Genomic DNA, 19,785 nt, shown 5'->3' on the forward strand with positions numbered 1-19,785 from the left:
CCGCCTCGCCTGTAGCGAGTCGACTACGTGGAGTGAAGGGGATGTTGTCGTGAGCGTTCTGGACATCAAGCTGGACCGGTCGTTCGATGTCTTCGACTCGGACCGCGACGGGCGGCTCGAGAAGTCGGACGTCATCGGCCTCTCGGACAAGCTCGCCGAATCACTCGGGGTCGCTCCGGCGACAGTGGCCGGACTCCGGGACTCGTTGGCGGACCTCTGGGACGCCGTCTTCCAGAAGATGGACAAGAACGACGACGGAGCGGTCGACCGGCACGAGTTCCGGGCGGCGTTCCGGGCGCGGATCGTCACGGATCAGAACAGGATCTGGGAACGGATCAGGAACATGAGCAACGCCTGGACGGAGCTCGGTGACCGCGACGGCGACGGCATGCTGAGCCGGGAGGAGTACACCTCGCTGCTCCACGGCATGTTCCGCTTGCCCCGCGAGACCTTCGACGAGGCGTTCAGTCAGCTGGACGTGGACGGTGACGGGCAGTTGAGCCGTGACGAGATCAGCTCCGCAATGAAGGAGTACTACACGAGCGACAACTACTCGGCCCGCGGGAACCAGTTCTTCGGGCGCCTCTGAGGGCTGTCCGAGGCGGGTCCGGAAGACGGGGGAGGGTACGCAGTATTCGCCCCTGCTGCCCGCCCTCCTCCAGTGGCTTCTCCAGACCGGTTCGAATGGCGTCCCCGCTCGTTGACCGGGGAGGAAGCCGATCATTCACGACCTGCTGGAGGACCTCTGATGGCCGATGCCGCACTGCCGGTGATTGTTCTCTCCGACTCCGACCCGCTCCGCCGCCATGAAACCGCTGAGCTGGTGCAAAGCTGGTACCGGACGTCCTTCCGCGTGCTGCAGGTCGGAGGGCAGGCGGAGGTGGTCCGCGCGTTGCGCGCGCTGGCCGACCGGAAGGTACCGGTGGCAGCCGTGCTCGCCGATGAAGCACCGGACCCGGGTGCCGCGCAGCACCCGGGTGTGCGCTGGCTGTCGCTGGCCGAGCGCGGCGGTGCGGAGTCCGACGGCACCCCCGTCGGGGCGGCCCGGGACGATGGCGACCCGGCCGAGCACCTTCGTGGCGCGCTCGACGATTCCCTGTGCACGTGGAACGCCGACCACGACGGCGGTGTGCCGACCGCCGAGGTGCGCGGGAGCCGCTTCTCACCCGCCGCCTATGCGGTGCGTGACTTCCTCGGCCGCAGCGGCGTGATCTTCCGCTGGCTCCCTGAGGAGGACGTACGGGACGCCCCGGTGACCGTCCGCCTCGGGGACGGCACCGAGATCGTGGATCCTTCGCTCAGTGACCTGGCCGAGCGGCTCGGTCTCATCCGGCCGGCCGAACAGGACCACTACGACGTCGCGGTGATCGGCGGTGGCCCCGGAGGTCTGTCCGCGGCCGTGTACGCGGCTGCCGAGGGCATGAGCGTGGTCGTGATCGAGGACGACGCGCCCGGCGGTCAGGCGGGATCGACCTCGCGGATCGAGAACTACCTCGGTTTCCCCGTAGGGCTCACAGGTGGCGATCTCGCCCAGCGCGCCCTGCAACAGGCCCGTCGCGCCCGCGTCGAGTGGCAGCCCACCCGGGTGGCCAGTCGGGTGACCCCGACGGACACCGGGGACCACACCGTCGAGTTCGTCAAGGCGGGTACCGATGAGACGGCCTCGGTGACAGCGGCAGCGGTGGTGGTCGCCACGGGCGTGGACTGGCGCCGCCTGACGGCTCCCGGCGTCGACCGCCTGCTCAACTCCGGTGTGTACTACGGCGCATGCCTGTCCGACGCCCCCTCGGCCGCAGGGGAGGACGTGTACATGGTGGGCGCGGGCAACTCCGCCGGACAGGCCGCCCTCTATTTCGCGCGCTACGCCCGCACCGTCACCTTGCTGGTGAGGGGCGCCGACCTCGGCGCTTCCATGTCGAGCTACCTCGTCCAGCGCATCGAGCGGACGCCGGGCCTGCAGGTCCTCCTGGGGACCGAGGTGGCCGAGTGCCACGGCGGGGCGACTCTCACCGCTCTGAGTCTGCGCGATCGCGACGGCGGCGAGCGCACGGTCCCCGCGCACTGCCTCTACGTGCTGATCGGCGGCCACCCGTCGACCGACTGGCTCGGCGGCAGTCTGAAGCTCGACGGCCGCGGATACGTCCTGACCGGAAGCGGCGGAGCCGGCCCGGACGCACTGCCGATGGAGACCAGCGTGCCCGGGGTGTTCGCCGTGGGCGACGTGCGCTCCGGATCCGTCAAGAGGGTCGGCGCCGCCGTGGGTGAAGGAGCCGCAGTCGCCCAGTCCCTGGTCGAGTACCGACGGCGTCATCCCGAGCGCTTCCGGGGTGCGGGAGCGCCCTGCGGCTTCTGACGGACACCCCGTCGCTGTGGCGCAATCAGCCGCCGCCTCTGTGGAGGAAGAGGAGAAGGCTGCTCGCCTGGGCGGGGGTCAGGTCCACCGGAACGTCCCGGGGAGCCGGTCTTCCCTCGGCAATGGCGAGGAGGTGGGCCTCGGCCTGTTCGGGTGGGACGCTGTCGAGGATTTCATTGATCAGCTTCATCATCTCTTCGTCCGAGAGTGCTTCCGGATCGCTGAAGACCTTCGGCTTTTCCTTGTCCATTTCCGGCCTCACCGTGTAGTCATGTGACACGAAACGAAGGAGCCGGGACCACCACCGTCCCGGCTCCGACACTTCATCCGGAGGAGGCCCGCCCGGTACCGCTCAGTCGAAGGTTGCCACGGGCGACGGCGGGATGACGTCACGTTCAGGCCGCAAGGCGCGTCAAGTGAGCCGCTGGATGGTCCCGTCAGGAAGTGATCCGCTGGATGGTCCCGTCAGGCATCGTGCAGCTTTCGCCCCCGTAGGGGACCGACGTGATCTGTCCGCCCGCGGCGGTGCACTCGTCTCTGGTGATGTTCGGAGACGAGGCGGCCTGAGCGCTGACGGCGCCGATGGCACTCGAGCCGGCAAGGGTTGCCGCGGCCAGCGCGAGGCCGAGGATTCTTCGCATGCGCATGACTTTCTCTCCTCTCAGGCGCCGACTTCGGGCCTGCGGAAGGACAAGTCTCAGGGCTGACGGCGCCCTCCTCTTCAGCATGGGCGATGCGCCGGAGGCACGCCAGGCGAGCTGTGCACCGCAACTCGTGCCCCGTGAGCGCCGGGCCCGCTCCGGGCTTCGTCGCACGCCCGTGCCGGGGCGGGTCATCCCTCCGCCGTGTCCTCGGCTTCCCAGCGCAGCAGGTCGCCCGGCTGGCACTTGAGCACTTCGCAGAGCGCGGCGAGCGTCGCGAAGCGCACCGCCTTGGCCCGGCCGTTCTTGAGGACGGCCAGGTTGGCGGGAGTGATCCCCACGCGGTCCGCGAGTTCGCCCACGGACATCTTCCGCCTGGCCAGCATCACGTCGATGTCGACGGTGATCGGCATCAGATCACCTCGTCCAACTCGGCCTGCATCTGCGCGGCTTCGACGTCGCGCGCGACGGCCTGGGCCAGGAGCATCCGCAGCACGAGCACGATGAGCGCGACCCCCAGGATGGCCAGGCCGATGCCGCCCATGATGACGGTGACGCCCGGGTCCTCCCGCTGGCCCGGCGCATTGACGGCCGTGACCGCGAACCACAGGAGGGCAGCCGCCACGATCGCGCCGATCACGGCGTCCACGTACCGGAAGGCGGCGTGGGAGAACACGGTTCCGCGGCGCACCATCGTCACCAGCCGCCAGACGGAGACCAGGGCGACCTGGGCCGACAGCATGCCCAGGATCGTGATCACGCGCAGCGGGGTCAGCGGGATCGAGCCGTCCTCGGGGTCGTTCCCGCTGACCAGCGTCCACACCATCAGTGTCTGTACGAACACGGTGCCGGTGAGCACCACCACGAGCACGGCGCGCAGCGCCCCCACGGTCAGCTTCCCCATGACCCATCCTTCCATCGATTCACGATGGGAATCTATCGAAATTCGATAGATGAGGCAAGGGTTGGGACGGCCGGTGGGGAGGGCTCCGCCGTCCGGCCCATCAAGGGCACCTGCCGCGGCGCCGAAAAGGACCGAGCGGAGTCGTCCCACCCCCGCGTTCCGGTATGCCTCCGCGCCCCACGCCGCCGTGATGACGGCGGTCCCGCACCCCGGCCGCCCTGCCCGGAGGAGATCCCGTATGCGCGTCCCCCTGCCCTTGACCGCCGTAGCCACCGCCGCGCTCCTGCTCACCACGGTCACCGTCGCGACTCCCGCCGCGGCAGACCGGGGCGCCGACGGCGCACCGCTGGTCAGGGTGTCCCACGGCGACCCGTACGCGGACTGCACCATCGGCGTGAGATCTCCTGACAGCGTCGTCTATCCGGGCACCGAGGTCGAGCCGTACCTGTCCGTCGATCCGCGCGACTCGAAGCGCGTGGTCACCGTGTTCCAGCAGGACCGCTGGAACGACGGCGGCGCCCGTGGCCTGGTGGCCGGCTGGACCACGGACGGCCGCACCTTCCACCGGAGCACGCTGCCGTTCAGCCTGTGCGCCAAGGGCGGCGCGGACTTCGAACGGGCCACCGACCCCTGGGTGAGCACCGGACCGGACGGCACCGTCTACGCCGGCGGGGAGGGCGTCGACTTCACGAAGAGCACGCGCACCGGCCTCCTGGCCGCCACGTCCCGCGACGGCGGCCGCACCTGGCAGAACCTCACCACCACGCACGTCGACGAGCAGCCGTTCTTCAACGACAAGCCCTCACTCACGGCCGACCCGATCCGCAAGGGCACCGCCTACCAGGTCTGGAACCGCCTCGACAACGACCCGCCCGGCCCCAGCTCCCTCGACGGTCCGGGATACATCTCCCTCACCCGCGACGGCGGACGCACGTGGAGCGAGGCCCGGCAGTTCGTCGACACCAGCACCGTGCCCAACACGCAGACCATCGGTCATCTGATCGTCGTCGACCGGCACACCGGCACCCTGTACGACTTCTTCGACCGGATCACCTACTCCGACGACCTGAGCACCGTCGTCGAAGCCCACTACGCGGTGGTCACCTCGACCGACGCCGGAGAGACCTGGAGCGCCCCGGTCACCGTGGCACGGGACACCTCCGTACCGGAGGTCGACCCGAACGACCCCACCAAGCTGTTGCGCGCCGCATCCACCCTGCCCAGCCCGGCCGTCGACCCGAGGACAGGCACGCTGTACATGGCCTACGAGGGCTCGGACTTCTCCGGCGGCAGGTTCGACTCCGTCCAGCTGGTGCGCTCCACCGACGGCGGACGCACCTGGGGGAGCCCGGAGCTGATCAGCCCGGAGGGCGTGCCGGCCTTCTCCCCGTCGGTAGCGGTCGACGAGCGGGGCACGCTCGCGCTCACCTACTACGACCTGCGCTTCCTCAAGCCGGGCAACACCACCACCCTGCCCGCGGCCTACCAGCTGGCCACGCTGCCGCACGGAGACCCGAAGCTGCGGACCGAACGACGGATCTCGCGGATCTTCGACTGGCTGCAGGCGCCGTTCGCCGGGGGCTACTTCCTCGGCGACTACCAAGGCCTGGTGGCCGACGGCGAGGGAGTACGGGCGGTACTGACCGAGACCCACACCGGCGCACCACAGAACCGTACGGACGTGTACAGCGGCACCTTCCGCACCCGGTGACCGACCCCGGTCTACCGGGGTTCGTAGGCGGCCGCCCGGCAGGCGCCGTTCGCAGCGCCGCCCGGCACTCCGGCCGCGGTCAGCCCGGTCACACAGCCCTGGAGGTCGCTGCTCACACCACGGCGGCAGGCCGCTGCGATGGCGTCGCTGTCGCTGCCACCCGCCTGGATGGCCATCTGTGTGCAGGCCGGGATGTCCGCCTGGGCGGCGGGGGCGGCGAGTGCGCCGCAGAGCGTGAGGGTCAGGCCGGTGAGGACACCGGCGACGCGGGTCGACGTGCGCATGGGACGCACCTGCTTTCCGGGATGGTTCACACGGCCAGGCCCCGGCGGTGCCCGAGCGGCTCTGGGCGCGGGAGTCGGGGAGCCGCCCACGCCACTCGGCCCAGGGACCGGCCACAGGGTCGTGCGCGGCCTGTGGCGGGACGGACACCGCCGCCGGGTGCGGCGGAGGCGCGCATCCTGCTGCTTCCACCGTATGACCGGCGGCGCCCCGCCACGAGCCGGCAGCTCTCATGGCGGCTCTGCTCGCCCTACGCTCGGGGTATGAGGCATCGCGACCAAGCCCCCGAGGTTCAGGACGCACGGAACGCGGCAGCGGAAGGCACGGCGCGCCGACTCGTGGTCCTGCGACACGCCAAGAGCGCCTGGCCGGACGGTGTTCCCGACCACGACCGTCCGCTCGGGCCCCGCGGGCTGCGCGACGCGCCCGCGGCCGGCCGGCTGCTCGCCGGCTCCTTCGGCGTACCGGATCTCGTGCTGTGCTCCCCGGCACGCCGCACCCGGGAGACCTGGGACCTGGCGTCGGCGGAGCTGGACCGCATCCCGCCCCTCCGGCACGATCCGCGCCTGTACGGGGCGGACGCGCGGGAACTCCTCGACGTGGTCCGCGAAGTCTCTCCCGAGGTGGGCACCTTGCTGCTCGTCGGGCACAACCCGGGCCTGGAGGATCTGGTGCTGCTGGTCGCCGGGGCGGCCGTGGGGGACGCCTTGGAGCGCGTCCGCACCAAGTTCCCGACCTCGGCGGTGGCGGTACTGAGCCGACAGGGCGTCTGGTCGGACCTCGGGCCGGGCGGCGCGCTGCTCACGGACGTGGCCGTCCCGCGGGGGTAGGGAGGGAAGGATGTCAAACCGCCGTCCTACAGCACGGCGATCCCCAGGGGCCGTTCGCCCGCCGGGAGGCGGCGTGTCGTACCGGTCGGCAGATCCACGACGGTGATTCCGTTCCAGCGGCCGTCCCGCGTGAAGCCACCCGTGACGTACGCGGTGCGGCCGTCCGCAGTGACCGCGACGTCCTCGTGCGGCCCCTTCAGCGGGACCGTGCGCTCCGCCCCCTTGCGGGAGCGGACCGTCAGCGAGGCCGCCGCCCCGTCCTGCGCCGCGCCGACCACGAGTCGACCTTGCCGACCGGGCCGCGCGCGGGATCCACGAAGGTCACGGTCGAACCGCCCAAGTCGGTGACCAGGAGCGTGCCGTGCGCCGTGGGCACGGCCGCGTCGGCTGCGGATGACCCGACCCGCGGTGCCACCGCGGCCGCGGCACCGTCCGGGCCGCTCGTACGCCCGCCACCGCCACCGCCCGCCGCGCACCCGGCGAGCACGGCAACCCCGGCCAGGACCAGCGCCGGCGAACGCCTGCCGGCCCGGGGCACGCGCGGCGCCCTCACCGCAGCAGCTCCGCGATCTCGGCGTACCCGCGCCGCTCCGCGTGCGCGAGCGCCGTCATCCCGTCGCCGTCCGCCAGTTCCCGGTCCGCGCCGGCGGCGAGGAGCAGCCGTACGATCTCCTGGTGGGCCGGGCCCCCGTCGCCGAGGATGACGGCCTCCAGCAGGGCGGTCCAGCCGAGCCGGTTGACGTGATCGACGTCGATGTCCGTGACCGCCAGTACTTCCCGCACGTACGCGACGTGCCCGCGCTCGCTCGCCGGGATGTGCGACACGCCGCCGAAGCGGTTGGTGCGCCGCAGGTCCGGCCCGGCCGGGAGCAACACGCGCAGCATCGCCACGCTGCCGGTCACCCCGGTGACCAGCCAGGCGCTGTCCTGGCGGGCATCCTGGGCGTCGACGTCGGCGCCGGCCGCCACGAGCACCCCGGCCACCTCCACGTGGTTCCCGAGGGAGGCGAGGAGCAGCGGCGTGCGCGGCTCCTCATCACGCACCTCGACGTCCGCTCCCTCTTCGACGGCCGTCCGTACGGCAACGGCGTCCCCGGCCCGCGCGGCGTCCAGCAACCGGCGATCGGCTGATGCGCAACGGCCCGCTGTCCGCTTTCATCCGCGACCGGTACTGTCAGGCGCCCTCCGGCCCCGCGAAGCGCAGGCACGAGCCGACGTCGCGGCGGAGCGAGCGGACCGCGGGCGGTGGGGCGTACGACAGCCGTACGAGTATCAGCTCGGCGTGGTCGGGGCGGTGCGGCAGGATCTTGGCCAGCCTGGTGTGCAGGGCCCGAAGCGCCGCGATCTCCTGGGGGTCGAGCCCGGCTCCGCCGCCCCGTTCGACGCGCGCGAGGAGGTAGAGCAGCGCGGTGAGCGGCTGCACCACCAGCCCGCGGGAAGTGGCGGTCAGCCACAGCCGCTGGAGCGCCCGGCCGCCGCGCGCGTAGGCATCGGGCGTCGTGCCGGGAACGCTCAGGACGCCGATCGCCGAGGACGCGGCGACGAGTTTGCGGGCGCCCTCCTCGAACGAGGCACCGCCCCCGATCCGCCGGATGAAGGCGAGGTTCGGCCAGTGCCGGGCGATGGTGATGCCGGCCAGGTCCGTCCGGTCGAGCTGGAGGGTGGCGACGTCGATGCCGTCCCGGGTGCGCCGGACCTCCTCGTCGTCCCAGCGTATTTCGGCCATCATGTCGCGGTGCAGCGCCGGCGACATGATGCGCAGCCGGTCACCGGCGCCCAGGATGCGGCCGACCTCTTCCAACCCGTCCCGTTCGGTGACCAGGTCGAGCAGTGCTCCGCTCTCCTGCGCGCACCGTGTCAGCGCTGCGGCGTCCGGGCCCGCGAGGGGAGTAGCCGTGCCCGGGGCGCGATTGGTCGTACGGTGACCGATCCACTCGGCGAGCGGCACCCGCGGCCCGTCCGTCGCGCCTGCCTCGTCGACCCCCTCGTCCGTGAAGGACAGTTCGCAGACCAGGCCGGGATCGGCCGGATCCGGGAAGACGCGGGCCCGGCAGGCCCATCAGGCGGCGCGGGCGGCCAGGTCGATGTTCTCCGCTGCCGCACCGATCGCCAGATGGCTGGCCGACCGCTCGAAGTCGAGCAGCGTCGGCGCCGGGTCGTCGTCGAGCCGGCACTCCAGCACCCGTCCCCGCGAGACGAACCGCCACGGCTGGACGTTGCCGCCGGACGGGGCCTGTATCCCGTACGAGACGAGACGGCGCACCGCCTCCTCGTCCAGCGGACGTCCGGCCTCGGGGAGGCGGAGGGGCGCGGTGACCTCCCGCTCGGTGACCTCCCGCTCGGTGACCTCCCGCGCCGCGACCTCCCGCGCCTCTCCGGCCGGGGGAGGCCCTTCGGACCGCAGCATCGTTTCCGTGCCGTCGCGGACCAGTTCCCCGGGGTCGACGAACCAGCGCCCCGACGCCGTGAACGTCCCCAGGAGCAGGCGACGTGCCGTGTCGGTGACCAGCGCGGCGCCGAGCGCCACCCCCGAGGCGAGCTGCGGCCACGAGGAGATGGTCTGCCCGATCTCGACCAGCGACGGTACGAACCGCTCCGACGGCCGTTCCTGTTCGAGGATCCGCAGGACGTACGGCACCTTCTCCCGGGTGGACAGCGCCCCCAGGTCGGCGGCCGCCACGCCGCTCAGCAGCCCGTGCAGCAGCGGGCGATGCGGTTCGCGGTCGAACCGTTCGACGTCCAGCATGCCGCGCTCGTTGGTCTCCATCAGCACGGGAATGCGGTGCGCGCGGGCCCGTTCCCGGGCGTACACCTTGATGTACAGGTCGTCGCACTCCTCCACGAGGAGATCGGCGCGCCCGCCGCCGGTCAGGAACGCATCGACGTTCTCCGCGGTGAGTCCCTGCGGCCAGGCCTCGATGTCGAGATGGGGGTCGATCTCGTACATCTGGCGTGCGGCGATCACCACCTTGGGCAGCCCGACATCGGCGACCGAGGCCCGCAGGCGGTTGAGGTTCGACAGCGACAACCGGTCGAAGTCGGCGAGACGGAACCGGCTGCCCACGCCCTCCTGGGCGAGCGTGACCGCGCTCGCCGCCCCCACCGAGAGGCCGATCACGGCGATCGTGCGGCCCGTCAGGAGCTCCTGCTCCTCTGCCGTGATCTTGTACCGGTTGCGGGACTGCCGCAGCTCGCGGTACTCGTCCCGGGGCAGCACGTGGACGAGTTGGCGCGACCACGGGTACCAGGCCCAGGACCCGTACGCGCTCGCCGGCCGCCCGCCCAGGTGCGCCTCCACGGCGGCGGCCAGCTCATCCGCGTCCGGGGACCAGTCCGGCCGGCGTGCGGTCAGCAACTCGGCCACCTGCTCGGCCAGAGCGTTCCGGACGGCGGCCACCTCGCCGCGCTCCAGCAGCGCGCCCAGGGCCCCCCGCTGCGCGGGATCGTCGAGCGAGTACAGGGTGGGCCGCAGCGGGACGTCCTCGTCGGCGGTGGCCGCGGTGAGAGAACTGATCAGTGTTTCCAGGCTCATGGGGCACTTTCGTGAAGTCCCGTGCGGACACGGGCGACGGGCGCCGCCGTCGGCTGCCGCCAGGCGGGTACGGGTACGAGGCGGAGCCTACGATCGGGCCGTCCCGTACCGTGGTGGTTTCGTCGGCGTGTACGGCCTCCCGTGGCCGGTGAGCGGCGGGGAGCACGGGCAAAGCCTGCGGCAGGGTGTGCGCCCGGGCGTGTGGCGGTGCCCGCACGCCCGGGCGCACACCACTGCCGGCCGCGGACACCGCTCCCGGCCCCGCCGTCACGGGCCGGAAACGTCAAGGGTGATTGTCACTCTATTCCTGCCTATGGATGGCTTGCGTAGGTTCATCGATCTTCGCGTGCTTATGCTTCACGCGCTATGACGGAAAGTCAGAACTCCCGCGCATTACGGGAATCAGCCGACGTGATCGTCCTCGGTGCCGGTCCGGCCGGGCTCGTTCTCGGAAACCTGCTGCACGCAGCAGGGATCGACTGCGTCCTCCTCGAACGCGCCTCCCGCACCCACGTCCAGACCCGGGCCCGCGCCGGGTTCCTCGCACCGAACACCGGGCGGATCCTGGACCGTCACGGCCTCGCCGACGGACTGCACCGGCGCGGCCTGCGCCACGGCACCTGCGAATTCCGCACCGAAGACGGCCGGTTCCGGCTGGACTACGGTTCCCTCGGCCAGGGCGGGCAGCAGCATCACGTCTACCCGCAGCAGAACCTGGTCACGGACCTTCTGACGCACTACCTCGGCCGTGGCGGACGCATCCGCTTCCAGACGGAGGCGCTCGCCGTGCGCGAGGCCGACGGCACCCGGCCGTACGTCACGACGCGCGAGCCCGACGGCCGTCCCACCCGGTGGTCCGCCCGCTACGTCGCCGGCTGCGACGGCCGGCACGGGGCCGCCCGCCGCTCCCTGCCACCGGGCGCCGTCCGCCGCCACCACGACCACGGCGTGACCTGGCTCGGCCTGCTCGCCGAAGCCCCGCCGAGCCTCGACGCCGTGGGCTACGCCATCCACGACCGGGGCTTCGCGGGACACATGGCCCGCACCGCGGACGTCACCCGCTACTACCTCCAGTGGCAGCGCGGCATCCCCGCCGATGCGTGGCCCGAGCAGCGGATCTGGGACGAGCTGGACGACCGGATGCGCGCCGCGGACCACGGCCCGCTGCACCGGGGCACGCTCCTGGAACGCGGGATCTTCGACCTGACCTGCGACGTGATCGAACCGCTGCGCCACGGCTCGCTCTTCCTGGCGGGCGATGCGGCGAGCCTGCTCGCCCCGGCCGCCGCGAAGGGCACCAACCTCGCGGTCCTGGAGGCCGAGCTCCTGGCCGGAGCCCTGACGGACGCCCTCACCCGGGGCGACACCGCGGGCCTCGACCGGTACTCGGACCAGTGCCTGGCGCACATCTGGCGGGCCCAGGAGTTCACCGGGTGGATGACCCGGCTGCTGCACACGGCACCCGGCGGGGACCAGGATGCCGGATCGTTCTTCCACGCCGCGCTGCGCCGCTCCCGGCTCGCGTCGCTGCGTACCTCGCGCATCCACCAGGAGTGGTTCGCCGAGAACTACGTCGGCGTGTGACGGCCGCTGCCCCCCGCCCCCCGGTCCCGCTGACCTGGCGCCGCGTCCTGCGCCTGCTCCGCCCTGCCCCGTCCCGACCCGTAACGGCCCGAGGAACCCCCACGATGACGACGACGATCCCCGGCGAAACGATGCTCCTGGACGACACGGCCCGCCTGCGCGCGGCGGCCGAGTTCGTCCGCGAGCACGACAGCGCCGCCCTGCTGCCCCTCCTCCTGCCCGGACTCGGCGGACCGGACCTGCAGGCACTCGCCGGGCACTGCCGGTTCGCCCACGCAGGGCTGCTGCTCTTCCCGCCGGACGCGGACAGCCTGCGGACCCAGCTCGCCGACTGCGGGCTGGCCGCGGACACCCCCTCCCACCCCAGCGTGGTGGTCCGGGAACGCCTCGCCCGGCGCCACCGGCGCGATCCGGCCGAGCTCGACGTACGCATCCTGCGCCCGCAGGTGCACGGCAGTGCCGGGGAGCACCGCGCGGTCGAGGTGTTCGCCCTGACCGTGCCCCCGTCCTCCGGCCTGGAGCGGATCGCCGCCTACGAACGCACCCGGCGGCACGAGGCCCACCTCGCCTTCGAGATCGAGCACCCGGACCCGCTGGCGCTGCGCGGCCTGTGCGCGATCCTCGTCCGCCACGGCGCGCGCCCCGACGGCGGCGGGTACAACCCGCACGAGGACGGCACGGTCCTGTACTTCACCACCCCAGCGGATCCGGTCCGCGGCTACCGGCGGCTAGAACTCTACGCACACGGCGACCACCGCGCCGCCCTCGCCGCCCACCTGGACCACTCCGACGAGCACCAGCACCCGCACCGCACCGCAGGACAACCCGCCGAAACGCTCCTTCGCCTCCTCACCGGCGCATGGACCACACAGGCCCTCGCCGCCTTCGCCCGGCTGTCCCTGCCCGATGCCATGGACACCCGGACCGCGCACCGCACCGAGGACCTCGCCCGGCTGACCGGAACCCACCCCCGGAGCCTCGCCACGCTCCTGCGCTACCTCGCCATGCTCGGCGCCGTGACCCAGGACCCGGACCAGGAGCAGGAAGGATTCCGCCTGACCGGACTCGGCGCCCTGCTGCGCGCGGACGCGCCCGGGTCGATGCGGCCGCTGGCCCTGATGTACGGCGGCCCGTTCTACCGCTCGTTCGGCGACCTCGACCACGCGGTGCGGACCGGGCAGCCGGCCTTCGACCGCCTCTTCGGCGAGAACCACTTCGACCACTTCGCCCGCGACCCCGAACTCGCCGCGCTCTTCGACCGGTCCATGGCCGCGAGCTCACGGATGTTCGAGCCGCTCCCCGACCACCCGGTCATCACCGCCGCGGCCCAGGCGCCCCAGCCCGCGACCGTCGTCGACGTCGCCGGCGGGAACGGGGAGCTCCTCGGCCGCATCCTCACCGCACACCCGCGCCTGCGCGGTGTCCTCCTCGAACGCCCGCACGCCGTCGAGGCCGCCCGCCGCCTGCTCGGCGCCGCGGGGTGCGGCGCGCGCTGCGACTACCGCGCGGGCGACTTCGCCGACGTGCCGCCCGGAGGGGACGTCTACGTCCTCTCCCGCGTCCTGCACGACTGGGACGACGACCGCTGCCGGGAGATCCTGCGCCACTGCGCCCGCGCGATGCCCGCCCACGCGGACCTGCTCGTCGTGGAACGGCTCCTGCCCGCCGACGGTACCCCCTCCCTGGCCACCGCCTGGGACCTGCACATGCTCTGCAACGTCGGAGGCCGAGAGCGCCGTGCCGACCACTACGCGCGCCTGCTCGCCGACGCCGGCCTCCAGCTCGTCGGCCACAGCCCGCTGCCCCTGGACGCGCATGTGCTGCACGCCCGCAGGGCGGCCGTCCCGGACCCCACGGTCCGACGGAGCTGAGCTCGGGTGACGTGGGCGTGCGGGCCCGTCCTCGATCGGGAATACCTCGGGAGCACTCCCCGTTCCCAGGTATGGTTGAATTGTAAACAATCTTGGGAAGGGGAGCCATGCAGTTCGGGATCTTCACCGTCGGCGACGTCACGGCCGATCCGACGACGGGCCGCGCGCCGGGCGAGCACGAGCGCATCAAAGCGATGCTCGCGATCGCGCAGAAGGCCGAGGAGGTCGGCCTCGACGTCTTCGCGACCGGCGAACACCACAATCCGCCGTTCGTCCCCTCCTCGCCGACGACGATGCTCGGCTACATCGCCGGGCGCACGGAGAACCTGATCCTCTCCACGTCCACGACGCTGATCACCACGAACGACCCGGTGAAGATCGCCGAGGACTTCGCGATGCTCCAGCACGTCGCGGACGGCCGCGTCGACGTGATGATGGGCCGCGGCAACACCGGACCGGTCTACCCCTGGTTCGGCAAGGACATTCGCGACGGCATCGACCTCGCCATCGAGAACTACGCGTTGCTGCGCCGCCTGTGGGACGAGGACGTCGTCACCTGGAAGGGCAAGTTCCGCACGCCGCTGCAGTCCTTCACCTCCACCCCCCGCCCGCTCGACGGCGTGGCGCCCTTCGTATGGCACGGCTCCATCCGCTCCCCGGAGATAGCGGAGCAGGCCGCGTACTACGGCGACGGCTTCTTCCACAACAACATCTTCTGGCCGGCGTCCCACACCCGGCAGATGGTCAACCTGTACCGCGAGCGCTATGCCCACTACGGGCACGGAACCCCCGAGCAGGCCATCGTCGGGCTGGGCGGCCAGGTGTTCATGCGCAAGAACTCGCAGGACGCCGTGCGCGAATTCCGTCCGTACTTCGACAACGCACCGGTGTACGGCCACGGCCCGTCCCTGGAAGAGTTCACCTCGCAGACCCCGCTGACCGTCGGCTCGCCACAGCAGGTGATCGAGCGAACCCTGTCCTTCCGGGACTACGCCGGCGACTACCAGCGCCAGCTGTTCCTGATGGACCACGCGGGTCTGCCCCTGAAGACCGTCCTGGAGCAGCTCGACCTGCTCGGCGAGGAAGTCGTGCCGGTGCTGCGCAAGGAGTTCGCGAACCTGCGCCCGGCCGCAGTGCCCGACGCCCCGACGCACCCGGCCCGTGTTGCGGCCGCCCGGGAGACTTCGAAGGAGGAGACGCAGGCATGAAGCTGGTCGTCGTATCGGCAGGACTGAGCTCGCCCTCCTCCACACGGTTGCTCGCCGACCGGCTCACAGCCGCGACACTGCGCCACGTGGATGCACGGGCCGAAGTGATCGAACTGCGGGACCTGGCGACGGAGATCGCCGAGCACTTCGTCACCGGATTCCCGCCCGTCCGGCTGGCCGCCGCGCTCGACGCGGTGGCAGCCGCAGACGGCCTGGTCGCCGTGACTCCCGTGTTCGCGGCGTCGTACAGCGGCCTGTTCAAATCGTTCTTCGACATCATCGACAAGGACGCCCTCACAGGGAAACCGGTGCTCCTCGGCGCGACGGGCGGCACCGCCCGGCACTCCCTGGTCACCGAACACGCTCTGCGCCCGCTCTTCAGCTACCTGCGTGCGCTCGTCCTTCCGACGGCTGTGTACGCAGCCTCGCAGGACTGGGGTGAGGAGGGCCTGGCGCAACGGATCGCCCGTGCGGGCGCGGAGCTGGCACGCTTCATGGCGCCCGCCGCCCGGGACGTCATCCCGGACGTCGACACCGCCACCGCGATCGCACCCCGGTCCCTGACAGGGGCGATCACGTCGGTGCACCAGGCCGGCGGCTTCGAGGTGGTGCCGTTCGCACAACGACTGGCCGCGCTCCAGGCCGAATAGCCGCAGCGATACCTTCCCTTCGACCGCCGGCGCCGCGCTCGCCGGTGCCGGCCGGACGAGGGAGTCAGGAGGCCGGACGTCGTGGGGCGCTGGACACCCCGGACTCCCGCCCGCTGAGCTCGGCGTCCAGGGTTTCCTGGGCGATGCGCATCGACTCCGCGTACTCCGGCTGGGACATCCGCTGCCAGGCCCGGTCCGGTGCGACGTCCTCGACCCGGCTCGACACCCACCAGATGTTGCCGAACGGGTCGCGCACCCTGCCGCCCCGGTCGCCCCACGCACTGTTGGCGGCCTCGGTGATCACCGTTGCCCCGTTCGCCACCGCGGCGGCCATGGCGGCGTCCGCGTCGGGGACGTAGACGCGCAGCAGCGCGGGCATCACCGGCCAGTCGGGCCGGCGGTCGAAGGCCAGTACGACCGTGTCGCCGATGCGGATCTCGCCGTGGCCGATGGTGCCGTCTTCGACGGGCACCCGGGCGAGCTCTTCGCCGTCGAACGCCGCGGTGATGAAGTCGAGCAGCGCGCCGGTGTCGTCGGTGACGACCCACGGTGCGACGCTGGTGTAGCCCTCGGGTGCGGTGCGCTTCAACGGTACCGTCCTCTCAGCTGGATTCCTGCTGACGGGCCGACAGTACGACCGAACCAGGTCAGGTTCCGTCCTAGTTCCTTCACGGTGGTCCGATCAGCTGATCAGGTGCAGGGCGATCCGCCCGCACAGGGCGGTTCGGCGGAGCGCCGTCAGGCATGGTCGCGCAAGTGCTCGGCCTGCGCGGTCAGCCAGGCCGGGCGGACCATCTCCACGTTGCTGCCGGCGCCCTGCGCCGCCCGGTCCAGGGCATCGGCCGCCGTACGCGCAGCGGGCACCATCCTGGCGCGGGCCGCTTCGCCCAGTGCCTGCGCCGCCGTGGCCTCGACGGCCCCGGCGCGGTGCAGGGACGCGGCCGAGCGCTCGGCCGCCTCGGCTGCCTGCCCGTACCGGCCCAGGGTCCACTGCGCCCAGGCGGTGTTGTAGAGGCAGACGCCCTCGGTCCGCGGATTCTCCATGGCGGACGCCGCGCGCAGCGCCTCCTCCAGGCAGGCCAGGGCCTCCTCGGGGCGGCCCAGGGCGAGCAGGGCCACGCCCTTGGCGTTCAGCGCGTAGTCCGTCGCCTCCTGGACGCCCGCGGCCGCGTAGGCGCCTACGGCGCGGTCGCCCGCCGCGATGGTCTCCTCCCAGCGGCCCAGGGTCAGCAGGGCCGTGAAGCGGGCGTTCCAGGAGCGGGCTTCGGTGAGCTGGTCCCCCGAGGCCGCGGCGAGTTCGCCCAGCCGGTCGGCGCCCGCCAGGGCTGCCTCGCCGTCGCCGAGGGTGCTGTGGGCGAGACTGAGGCTGAGGACGGCGTGGGCCTCCGCCTCGGCATCGCCGTTTTCCCGGGCCAGCGCGCCGGCCCGGGCCAGCGGCCCCGCCGCGTCCTCCAGGCGGCCCAGCTGCCGGTGCACGTCGCCCAGGCCGAACATGGCCTCCTGGAGCGCGTGACGGTCCTCGATGCGCTCGGCCACCTCCGCAGCCTCGGTGAACAGTTCGAGCGCGTGCGGCAGCGGGCCGCCGCTCAACCGGGCGTGCCCGAAGCTGATGAGGTGGGCGAGTCGTGCCCGGTCGTCGTTCACTCGTTCCTCCAGAGTCAGGTGCATCGAGATCGCGGAGAGCACCGAGCCGTGCCACACCATCCATGGCCCGATGGCGCCCATGATCAGCGCTGCCTCGTCCATGTCCCCGGCCCGCACCCGGTGGTCGAATGCGCGCCGCTGGGCCTGTATGTCGTCCAGCGTGCGCCAGTCCCGGCGGGGCGGGGCGATCCTCGCGTACCACTCGGCCGCGCGTCGCTCCAACGCGGATCGCCCCAGCAGGCCTTCGGCCGGCAGGGCACCGTACGCGAGGTCGGCGTCCATCGGGTGCAGGGCATAGGTGCGGGTTCGCCGGTCCACCGACAGCATGCGTATCCGCAGCAGGCCGGACAGGGCAGCAGTGACGTCGAGGGCGGGGTCGAGGCCGCCGACGATCCATTCGACCGCCTCACGCGGCGCGGGGGTGCGCAGCACCGCGAGGACGTTGAGCACGCTGCGGCTGTCGGTACCCAGCCGCTGGTAGCGGTCCTGGGCCAGGCCGGCGACCACGTCACCGCGCAGGGTGAAGTCCTCGAGAACGTCCTCCAGCGTCGGCAGCATCAGGGTGTCGTCGGCCATGGCGCCCATCAGCAGTTCCAGCGCCCGCGGCACTCCGTGGACGCGGACCACCGCGTGGAGCAGCTCCTCGTCCGAGAGCTGCGCCACACCGAGAGTCCCGTCCTGGTCGAGTTCGCGCAGCAGCGCGACGGATTCGGCGGGCGGCAGACCGTCGGACAGCTCGACCTCCGCGGCGAACCGGCGCAGCTCGGGCGGCAGGCGCAGCGGCAGTTGCGAGGTGACCAGCAGCCTCGGTGTGCCCCGGGCCCGGAAGAGGCAGTCGAAGAAGGTGTCGAGTTCCTCGTCGTCGAGCCGGCCGTCGTCCAGGAGCCGGTCCTCCAGGTTGTCGACCAGGATGACGAAGAGCCGGTCCCCCATCGCGGCGAAGAGTTCATCGATCTTGTCCGGCACGGGGCGGTTGGCGGCCCAGACCTCCAGCAGGCGGGCTTCGTGCGCGGGGCCCAGGGCGCGGGCGCAGTCGAAGTAGAGGCGTTCGAGGGAGACCCCCGAGGTACGGGTGCTCAGGTTGACCAGGCCCGCCGGAAGCGGCGCCTGGGCGTGGCCCGGCCACTCGCCGCGTTCCAGCAGCTCCATGACCTTGGCGGCGACCGCGCTCTTGCCGATGCCCCGGCGTCCGGTGACGGTGACCATCCGGATGCCCGGGTCCGCGAGGTGGCGGCCGATCAGGTCCCGGGCCTCGGCCCGGTCCTTGAACAGCTCGAGGCCGTGCGCCACCGGCAGCCCGATGACCTTCGACGGGGCCGGCCCACCCAGGGCGTGCGGGCCGTCCGGCTCGGCGCCCACCTCCGGCAGCGCCGCGTGATCGGGCAGGGTCAGCAGCGCGGCCAGCTCCGCCCGGGGGCCGTCGGCGACCCGCTGCAGGGTGTGGTCGATGCGGACCGCCGTCAGCCGGCCGAGGCCTTCCCCGCGGTGGTGCTCGGCGACCACCCCGACCAGGTACGGCCCGGCCCACACGGCGGCCCCGGACATCCCCGACCAGGGCGATACCGCGGGGTCGGGGTCGGCGGCCGCCGCCGGGACCGTGATCTCCAGGGTTCCGGTGCGCAGGTTGGACAGGGCGGCCACGGTTCCGTCGGCCTGGTGCAGTTCCCGGAACTGCCTGCCGTCGGCGCCGCGTCGGCGCTTCCACAGCGGGAAGCCCGCTGCGTGGACGTCGATGACGGCGTGCCGGTCGTCGCCGATACGGCCGAACCGCGCGGACGGGACGGGCGCCGCGCCCGGCGGGGCCGTGAAGGTCAGCACCGCGACGTCCGTCCCGGAATCCGACCAGGCGAGCTCCGCCGTCGCGGCCCACTGGCCCGGCCGGTCGGCGTCGAAACGCACCAGCACCTCTGCCGCCCCCGCCACCACGTGGAAGGCGGTCAGAACCGTAGTGTCGCCGACCTGGTACCCCGAGCCCCGCCGCCCGCCTCCGGCGGCGGTGGTGACGATGACCTCGGCGATGCGGTGCGGGTCGAGTCCGCCGCGCCGCGGGGCCGCCTCAGCGCTCATCGAGCAGCTCGTCCCCGGAGATCAGGGCCATCTGCTCGGGCGCCTCCGCCCGTACGGGCTGGAGCGTGAGGGTCAGCTTCTGGGTGACGGTGGCCGAGCGCTTCGCCGAGGCGCCGGCGTCGAAGACCCAGAACCGCACCTTCACGCCCGGTTCGCTGGTCCGCTCCACTCCCACGGTCAGTTCCAACTCCACGCGCTCCGCCTTGAACTTCAGGTCGGAATCCTCACCGGCGGACATCGCGCGGCTCAGCTCCCGGCGCAGCTGCGCAATCATGTCCGCCAATTCGACCGCGTCATTCACAAGAAGCCCCCCAGGCCGGTCGGCACGTCAACTACCCACGATGGTAGTCAACATCATCACGCAGCAGCGCACGCCGATGGCTCTGTCGCGCTCGCTCTGCCGCACGACAAGGAGGCCCTGGGCGTCCGTGGACCGGTGTGTGGTTCGAGGCGGCGTCAGGGTCCCGCATTTCAGTCTTCCTGCTGGTCCGCGATGCCGCCGGACCGG

Annotated in this window: 19 protein-coding genes and 1 pseudogene; 8 read left to right on the forward strand and 12 right to left on the reverse strand. The window is 72.2% G+C overall.

The window, feature by feature from the left end:
* Positions 1-49: 49 nt before the first annotated feature.
* Entirely contained in the window at positions 50-589 is a 540-nt protein-coding gene (locus AB5J51_RS37080) for an EF-hand domain-containing protein (protein WP_053786710.1), read from the forward strand.
* Between the two features lie 159 nt (positions 590-748).
* The gene (locus tag AB5J51_RS37085) at positions 749-2,353 is read left to right on the forward strand and encodes an FAD-dependent oxidoreductase (RefSeq protein ID WP_369779749.1); all 1,605 of its coding nucleotides are present in this window, start codon (positions 749-751) and stop codon (positions 2,351-2,353) included.
* Positions 2,354-2,378: 25 nt separating this feature from the next.
* On the opposite strand, the gene AB5J51_RS37090 is transcribed toward AB5J51_RS37085, so the two are convergent.
* The 4 genes from AB5J51_RS37090 to AB5J51_RS37105 all read right to left on the reverse strand — a co-directional run bounded on the left by AB5J51_RS37090 (position 2,379) and on the right by AB5J51_RS37105 (position 3,898).
* Positions 2,379-2,633: a hypothetical protein gene (locus tag AB5J51_RS37090; RefSeq protein WP_136224004.1), complete on the reverse strand. Its 255-nt coding sequence runs from the start codon at positions 2,631-2,633 to the stop codon at positions 2,379-2,381.
* 157 nt (positions 2,634-2,790) lie between these two features.
* Positions 2,791-3,000, reverse strand: a complete 210-nt coding sequence (locus tag AB5J51_RS37095) for a hypothetical protein (protein WP_136224005.1) — start codon at positions 2,998-3,000, stop codon at positions 2,791-2,793.
* A gap of 185 nt (positions 3,001-3,185) precedes the next feature.
* Positions 3,186-3,407, reverse strand: a complete 222-nt coding sequence (locus AB5J51_RS37100; RefSeq protein WP_053786714.1) for a helix-turn-helix transcriptional regulator — start codon at positions 3,405-3,407, stop codon at positions 3,186-3,188.
* On the reverse strand, positions 3,407-3,898 hold the full coding sequence (locus tag AB5J51_RS37105; RefSeq protein WP_053786715.1) for a DUF2975 domain-containing protein: 492 nt from the start codon (positions 3,896-3,898) through the stop codon (positions 3,407-3,409). Before AB5J51_RS37105 ends, AB5J51_RS37100 begins: the two co-directional genes overlap by 1 nt.
* Before the next feature lie 238 nt (positions 3,899-4,136).
* On the opposite strand from AB5J51_RS37105, the gene AB5J51_RS37110 reads away from it, so the two are divergent.
* Complete coding sequence (locus AB5J51_RS37110; RefSeq protein WP_369779750.1) at positions 4,137-5,609, forward strand: sialidase family protein; 1,473 nt, start codon at positions 4,137-4,139, stop codon at positions 5,607-5,609.
* Positions 5,610-5,620: 11 nt separating this feature from the next.
* Here AB5J51_RS37110 and AB5J51_RS37115 read toward each other — a convergent pair whose 3' ends face one another.
* On the reverse strand, positions 5,621-5,893 hold the full coding sequence (locus tag AB5J51_RS37115) for a hypothetical protein (protein WP_053786717.1): 273 nt from the start codon (positions 5,891-5,893) through the stop codon (positions 5,621-5,623).
* Between the two features lie 261 nt (positions 5,894-6,154).
* Here AB5J51_RS37115 and AB5J51_RS37120 point away from each other — a divergent pair, with 261 nt between their 5' ends.
* A complete protein-coding gene (locus tag AB5J51_RS37120) occupies positions 6,155-6,721 on the forward strand; it encodes a histidine phosphatase family protein (RefSeq protein ID WP_369779751.1) in 567 nt (188 codons plus the stop codon).
* Between the two features lie 26 nt (positions 6,722-6,747).
* Here the strand turns inward: AB5J51_RS37120 and AB5J51_RS37125 are convergent.
* The 4 genes and pseudogenes from AB5J51_RS37125 to AB5J51_RS37140 form a co-directional block, all read right to left on the reverse strand.
* Positions 6,748-7,002 (reverse strand): annotated as a pseudogene (locus AB5J51_RS37125) (hypothetical protein); the annotation flags it as partial.
* A gap of 268 nt (positions 7,003-7,270) precedes the next feature.
* Positions 7,271-7,837, reverse strand: a complete 567-nt coding sequence (locus AB5J51_RS37130; protein ID WP_369779752.1) for an ankyrin repeat domain-containing protein — start codon at positions 7,835-7,837, stop codon at positions 7,271-7,273.
* A 58-nt stretch (positions 7,838-7,895) separates the two neighbouring features.
* A complete protein-coding gene (locus tag AB5J51_RS37135; protein ID WP_369779753.1) occupies positions 7,896-8,669 on the reverse strand; it encodes a hypothetical protein in 774 nt (257 codons plus the stop codon).
* Between the two features lie 111 nt (positions 8,670-8,780).
* On the reverse strand, positions 8,781-10,253 hold the full coding sequence (locus tag AB5J51_RS37140; RefSeq protein ID WP_369779754.1) for an Rv1355c family protein: 1,473 nt from the start codon (positions 10,251-10,253) through the stop codon (positions 8,781-8,783).
* 366 nt (positions 10,254-10,619) lie between these two features.
* Here AB5J51_RS37140 and AB5J51_RS37145 point away from each other — a divergent pair, with 366 nt between their 5' ends.
* From AB5J51_RS37145 to AB5J51_RS37160, 4 genes are all read left to right on the forward strand, one after another.
* Complete coding sequence (locus AB5J51_RS37145) at positions 10,620-11,837, forward strand: 4-hydroxybenzoate 3-monooxygenase (protein WP_369779755.1); 1,218 nt, start codon at positions 10,620-10,622, stop codon at positions 11,835-11,837.
* Positions 11,838-11,941: 104 nt separating this feature from the next.
* Positions 11,942-13,708, forward strand: coding sequence for a methyltransferase (locus AB5J51_RS37150; protein ID WP_369779756.1), 1,767 nt, complete (start codon positions 11,942-11,944; stop codon positions 13,706-13,708).
* A 107-nt stretch (positions 13,709-13,815) separates the two neighbouring features.
* Positions 13,816-14,916: an LLM class flavin-dependent oxidoreductase gene (locus AB5J51_RS37155; RefSeq protein ID WP_136224010.1), complete on the forward strand. Its 1,101-nt coding sequence runs from the start codon at positions 13,816-13,818 to the stop codon at positions 14,914-14,916.
* Positions 14,913-15,566 carry a CE1759 family FMN reductase gene (locus AB5J51_RS37160; RefSeq protein WP_053786722.1) on the forward strand — a complete coding sequence of 218 codons (654 nt, stop codon included), beginning with the start codon at positions 14,913-14,915 and terminating at the stop codon, positions 15,564-15,566. The genes AB5J51_RS37155 and AB5J51_RS37160 overlap by 4 nt, the downstream gene beginning before the upstream one ends.
* A 64-nt stretch (positions 15,567-15,630) precedes the next feature.
* Here AB5J51_RS37160 and AB5J51_RS37165 read toward each other — a convergent pair whose 3' ends face one another.
* From AB5J51_RS37165 to AB5J51_RS37175, 3 genes are all read right to left on the reverse strand, one after another.
* Complete coding sequence (locus AB5J51_RS37165; RefSeq protein WP_369779757.1) at positions 15,631-16,155, reverse strand: VOC family protein; 525 nt, start codon at positions 16,153-16,155, stop codon at positions 15,631-15,633.
* A gap of 149 nt (positions 16,156-16,304) precedes the next feature.
* Positions 16,305-19,277 carry a tetratricopeptide repeat protein gene (locus tag AB5J51_RS37170; protein WP_369779758.1) on the reverse strand — a complete coding sequence of 991 codons (2,973 nt, stop codon included), beginning with the start codon at positions 19,275-19,277 and terminating at the stop codon, positions 16,305-16,307.
* A complete protein-coding gene (locus AB5J51_RS37175; RefSeq protein WP_369779759.1) occupies positions 19,267-19,560 on the reverse strand; it encodes a trypco2 family protein in 294 nt (97 codons plus the stop codon). Before AB5J51_RS37175 ends, AB5J51_RS37170 begins: the two co-directional genes overlap by 11 nt.
* Positions 19,561-19,785: the final 225 nt, after the last annotated feature.

Source organism: Streptomyces sp. R33 (assembly GCF_041200175.1).
Lineage (GTDB): Bacteria > Actinomycetota > Actinomycetes > Streptomycetales > Streptomycetaceae > Streptomyces > Streptomyces katrae_B.

Bases quoted from the DNA above. Each gene is read 5' to 3' on its own strand.
- AB5J51_RS37085 (WP_369779749.1), top strand. From the start codon at position 749: ATGGCCGATGCCGCACTGCCGGTGATTGTTCTCTCCGACTCCGACCCG.
- AB5J51_RS37095 (WP_136224005.1), bottom strand. From the start codon at position 3,000: ATGCGCATGCGAAGAATCCTCGGCCTCGCGCTGGCCGCGGCAACCCTT.
- AB5J51_RS37100 (WP_053786714.1), bottom strand. From the start codon at position 3,407: ATGCCGATCACCGTCGACATCGACGTGATGCTGGCCAGGCGGAAGATG.
- AB5J51_RS37105 (WP_053786715.1), bottom strand. From the start codon at position 3,898: ATGGGGAAGCTGACCGTGGGGGCGCTGCGCGCCGTGCTCGTGGTGGTG.
- AB5J51_RS37110 (WP_369779750.1), top strand. From the start codon at position 4,137: ATGCGCGTCCCCCTGCCCTTGACCGCCGTAGCCACCGCCGCGCTCCTG.
- AB5J51_RS37115 (WP_053786717.1), bottom strand. From the start codon at position 5,893: ATGCGCACGTCGACCCGCGTCGCCGGTGTCCTCACCGGCCTGACCCTC.
- AB5J51_RS37120 (WP_369779751.1), top strand. From the start codon at position 6,155: ATGAGGCATCGCGACCAAGCCCCCGAGGTTCAGGACGCACGGAACGCG.
- AB5J51_RS37140 (WP_369779754.1), bottom strand. From the start codon at position 10,253: ATGAGCCTGGAAACACTGATCAGTTCTCTCACCGCGGCCACCGCCGAC.
- AB5J51_RS37145 (WP_369779755.1), top strand. From the start codon at position 10,620: ATGACGGAAAGTCAGAACTCCCGCGCATTACGGGAATCAGCCGACGTG.
- AB5J51_RS37150 (WP_369779756.1), top strand. From the start codon at position 11,942: ATGACGACGACGATCCCCGGCGAAACGATGCTCCTGGACGACACGGCC.
- AB5J51_RS37155 (WP_136224010.1), top strand. From the start codon at position 13,816: ATGCAGTTCGGGATCTTCACCGTCGGCGACGTCACGGCCGATCCGACG.
- AB5J51_RS37160 (WP_053786722.1), top strand. From the start codon at position 14,913: ATGAAGCTGGTCGTCGTATCGGCAGGACTGAGCTCGCCCTCCTCCACA.
- AB5J51_RS37170 (WP_369779758.1), bottom strand. From the start codon at position 19,277: ATGAGCGCTGAGGCGGCCCCGCGGCGCGGCGGACTCGACCCGCACCGC.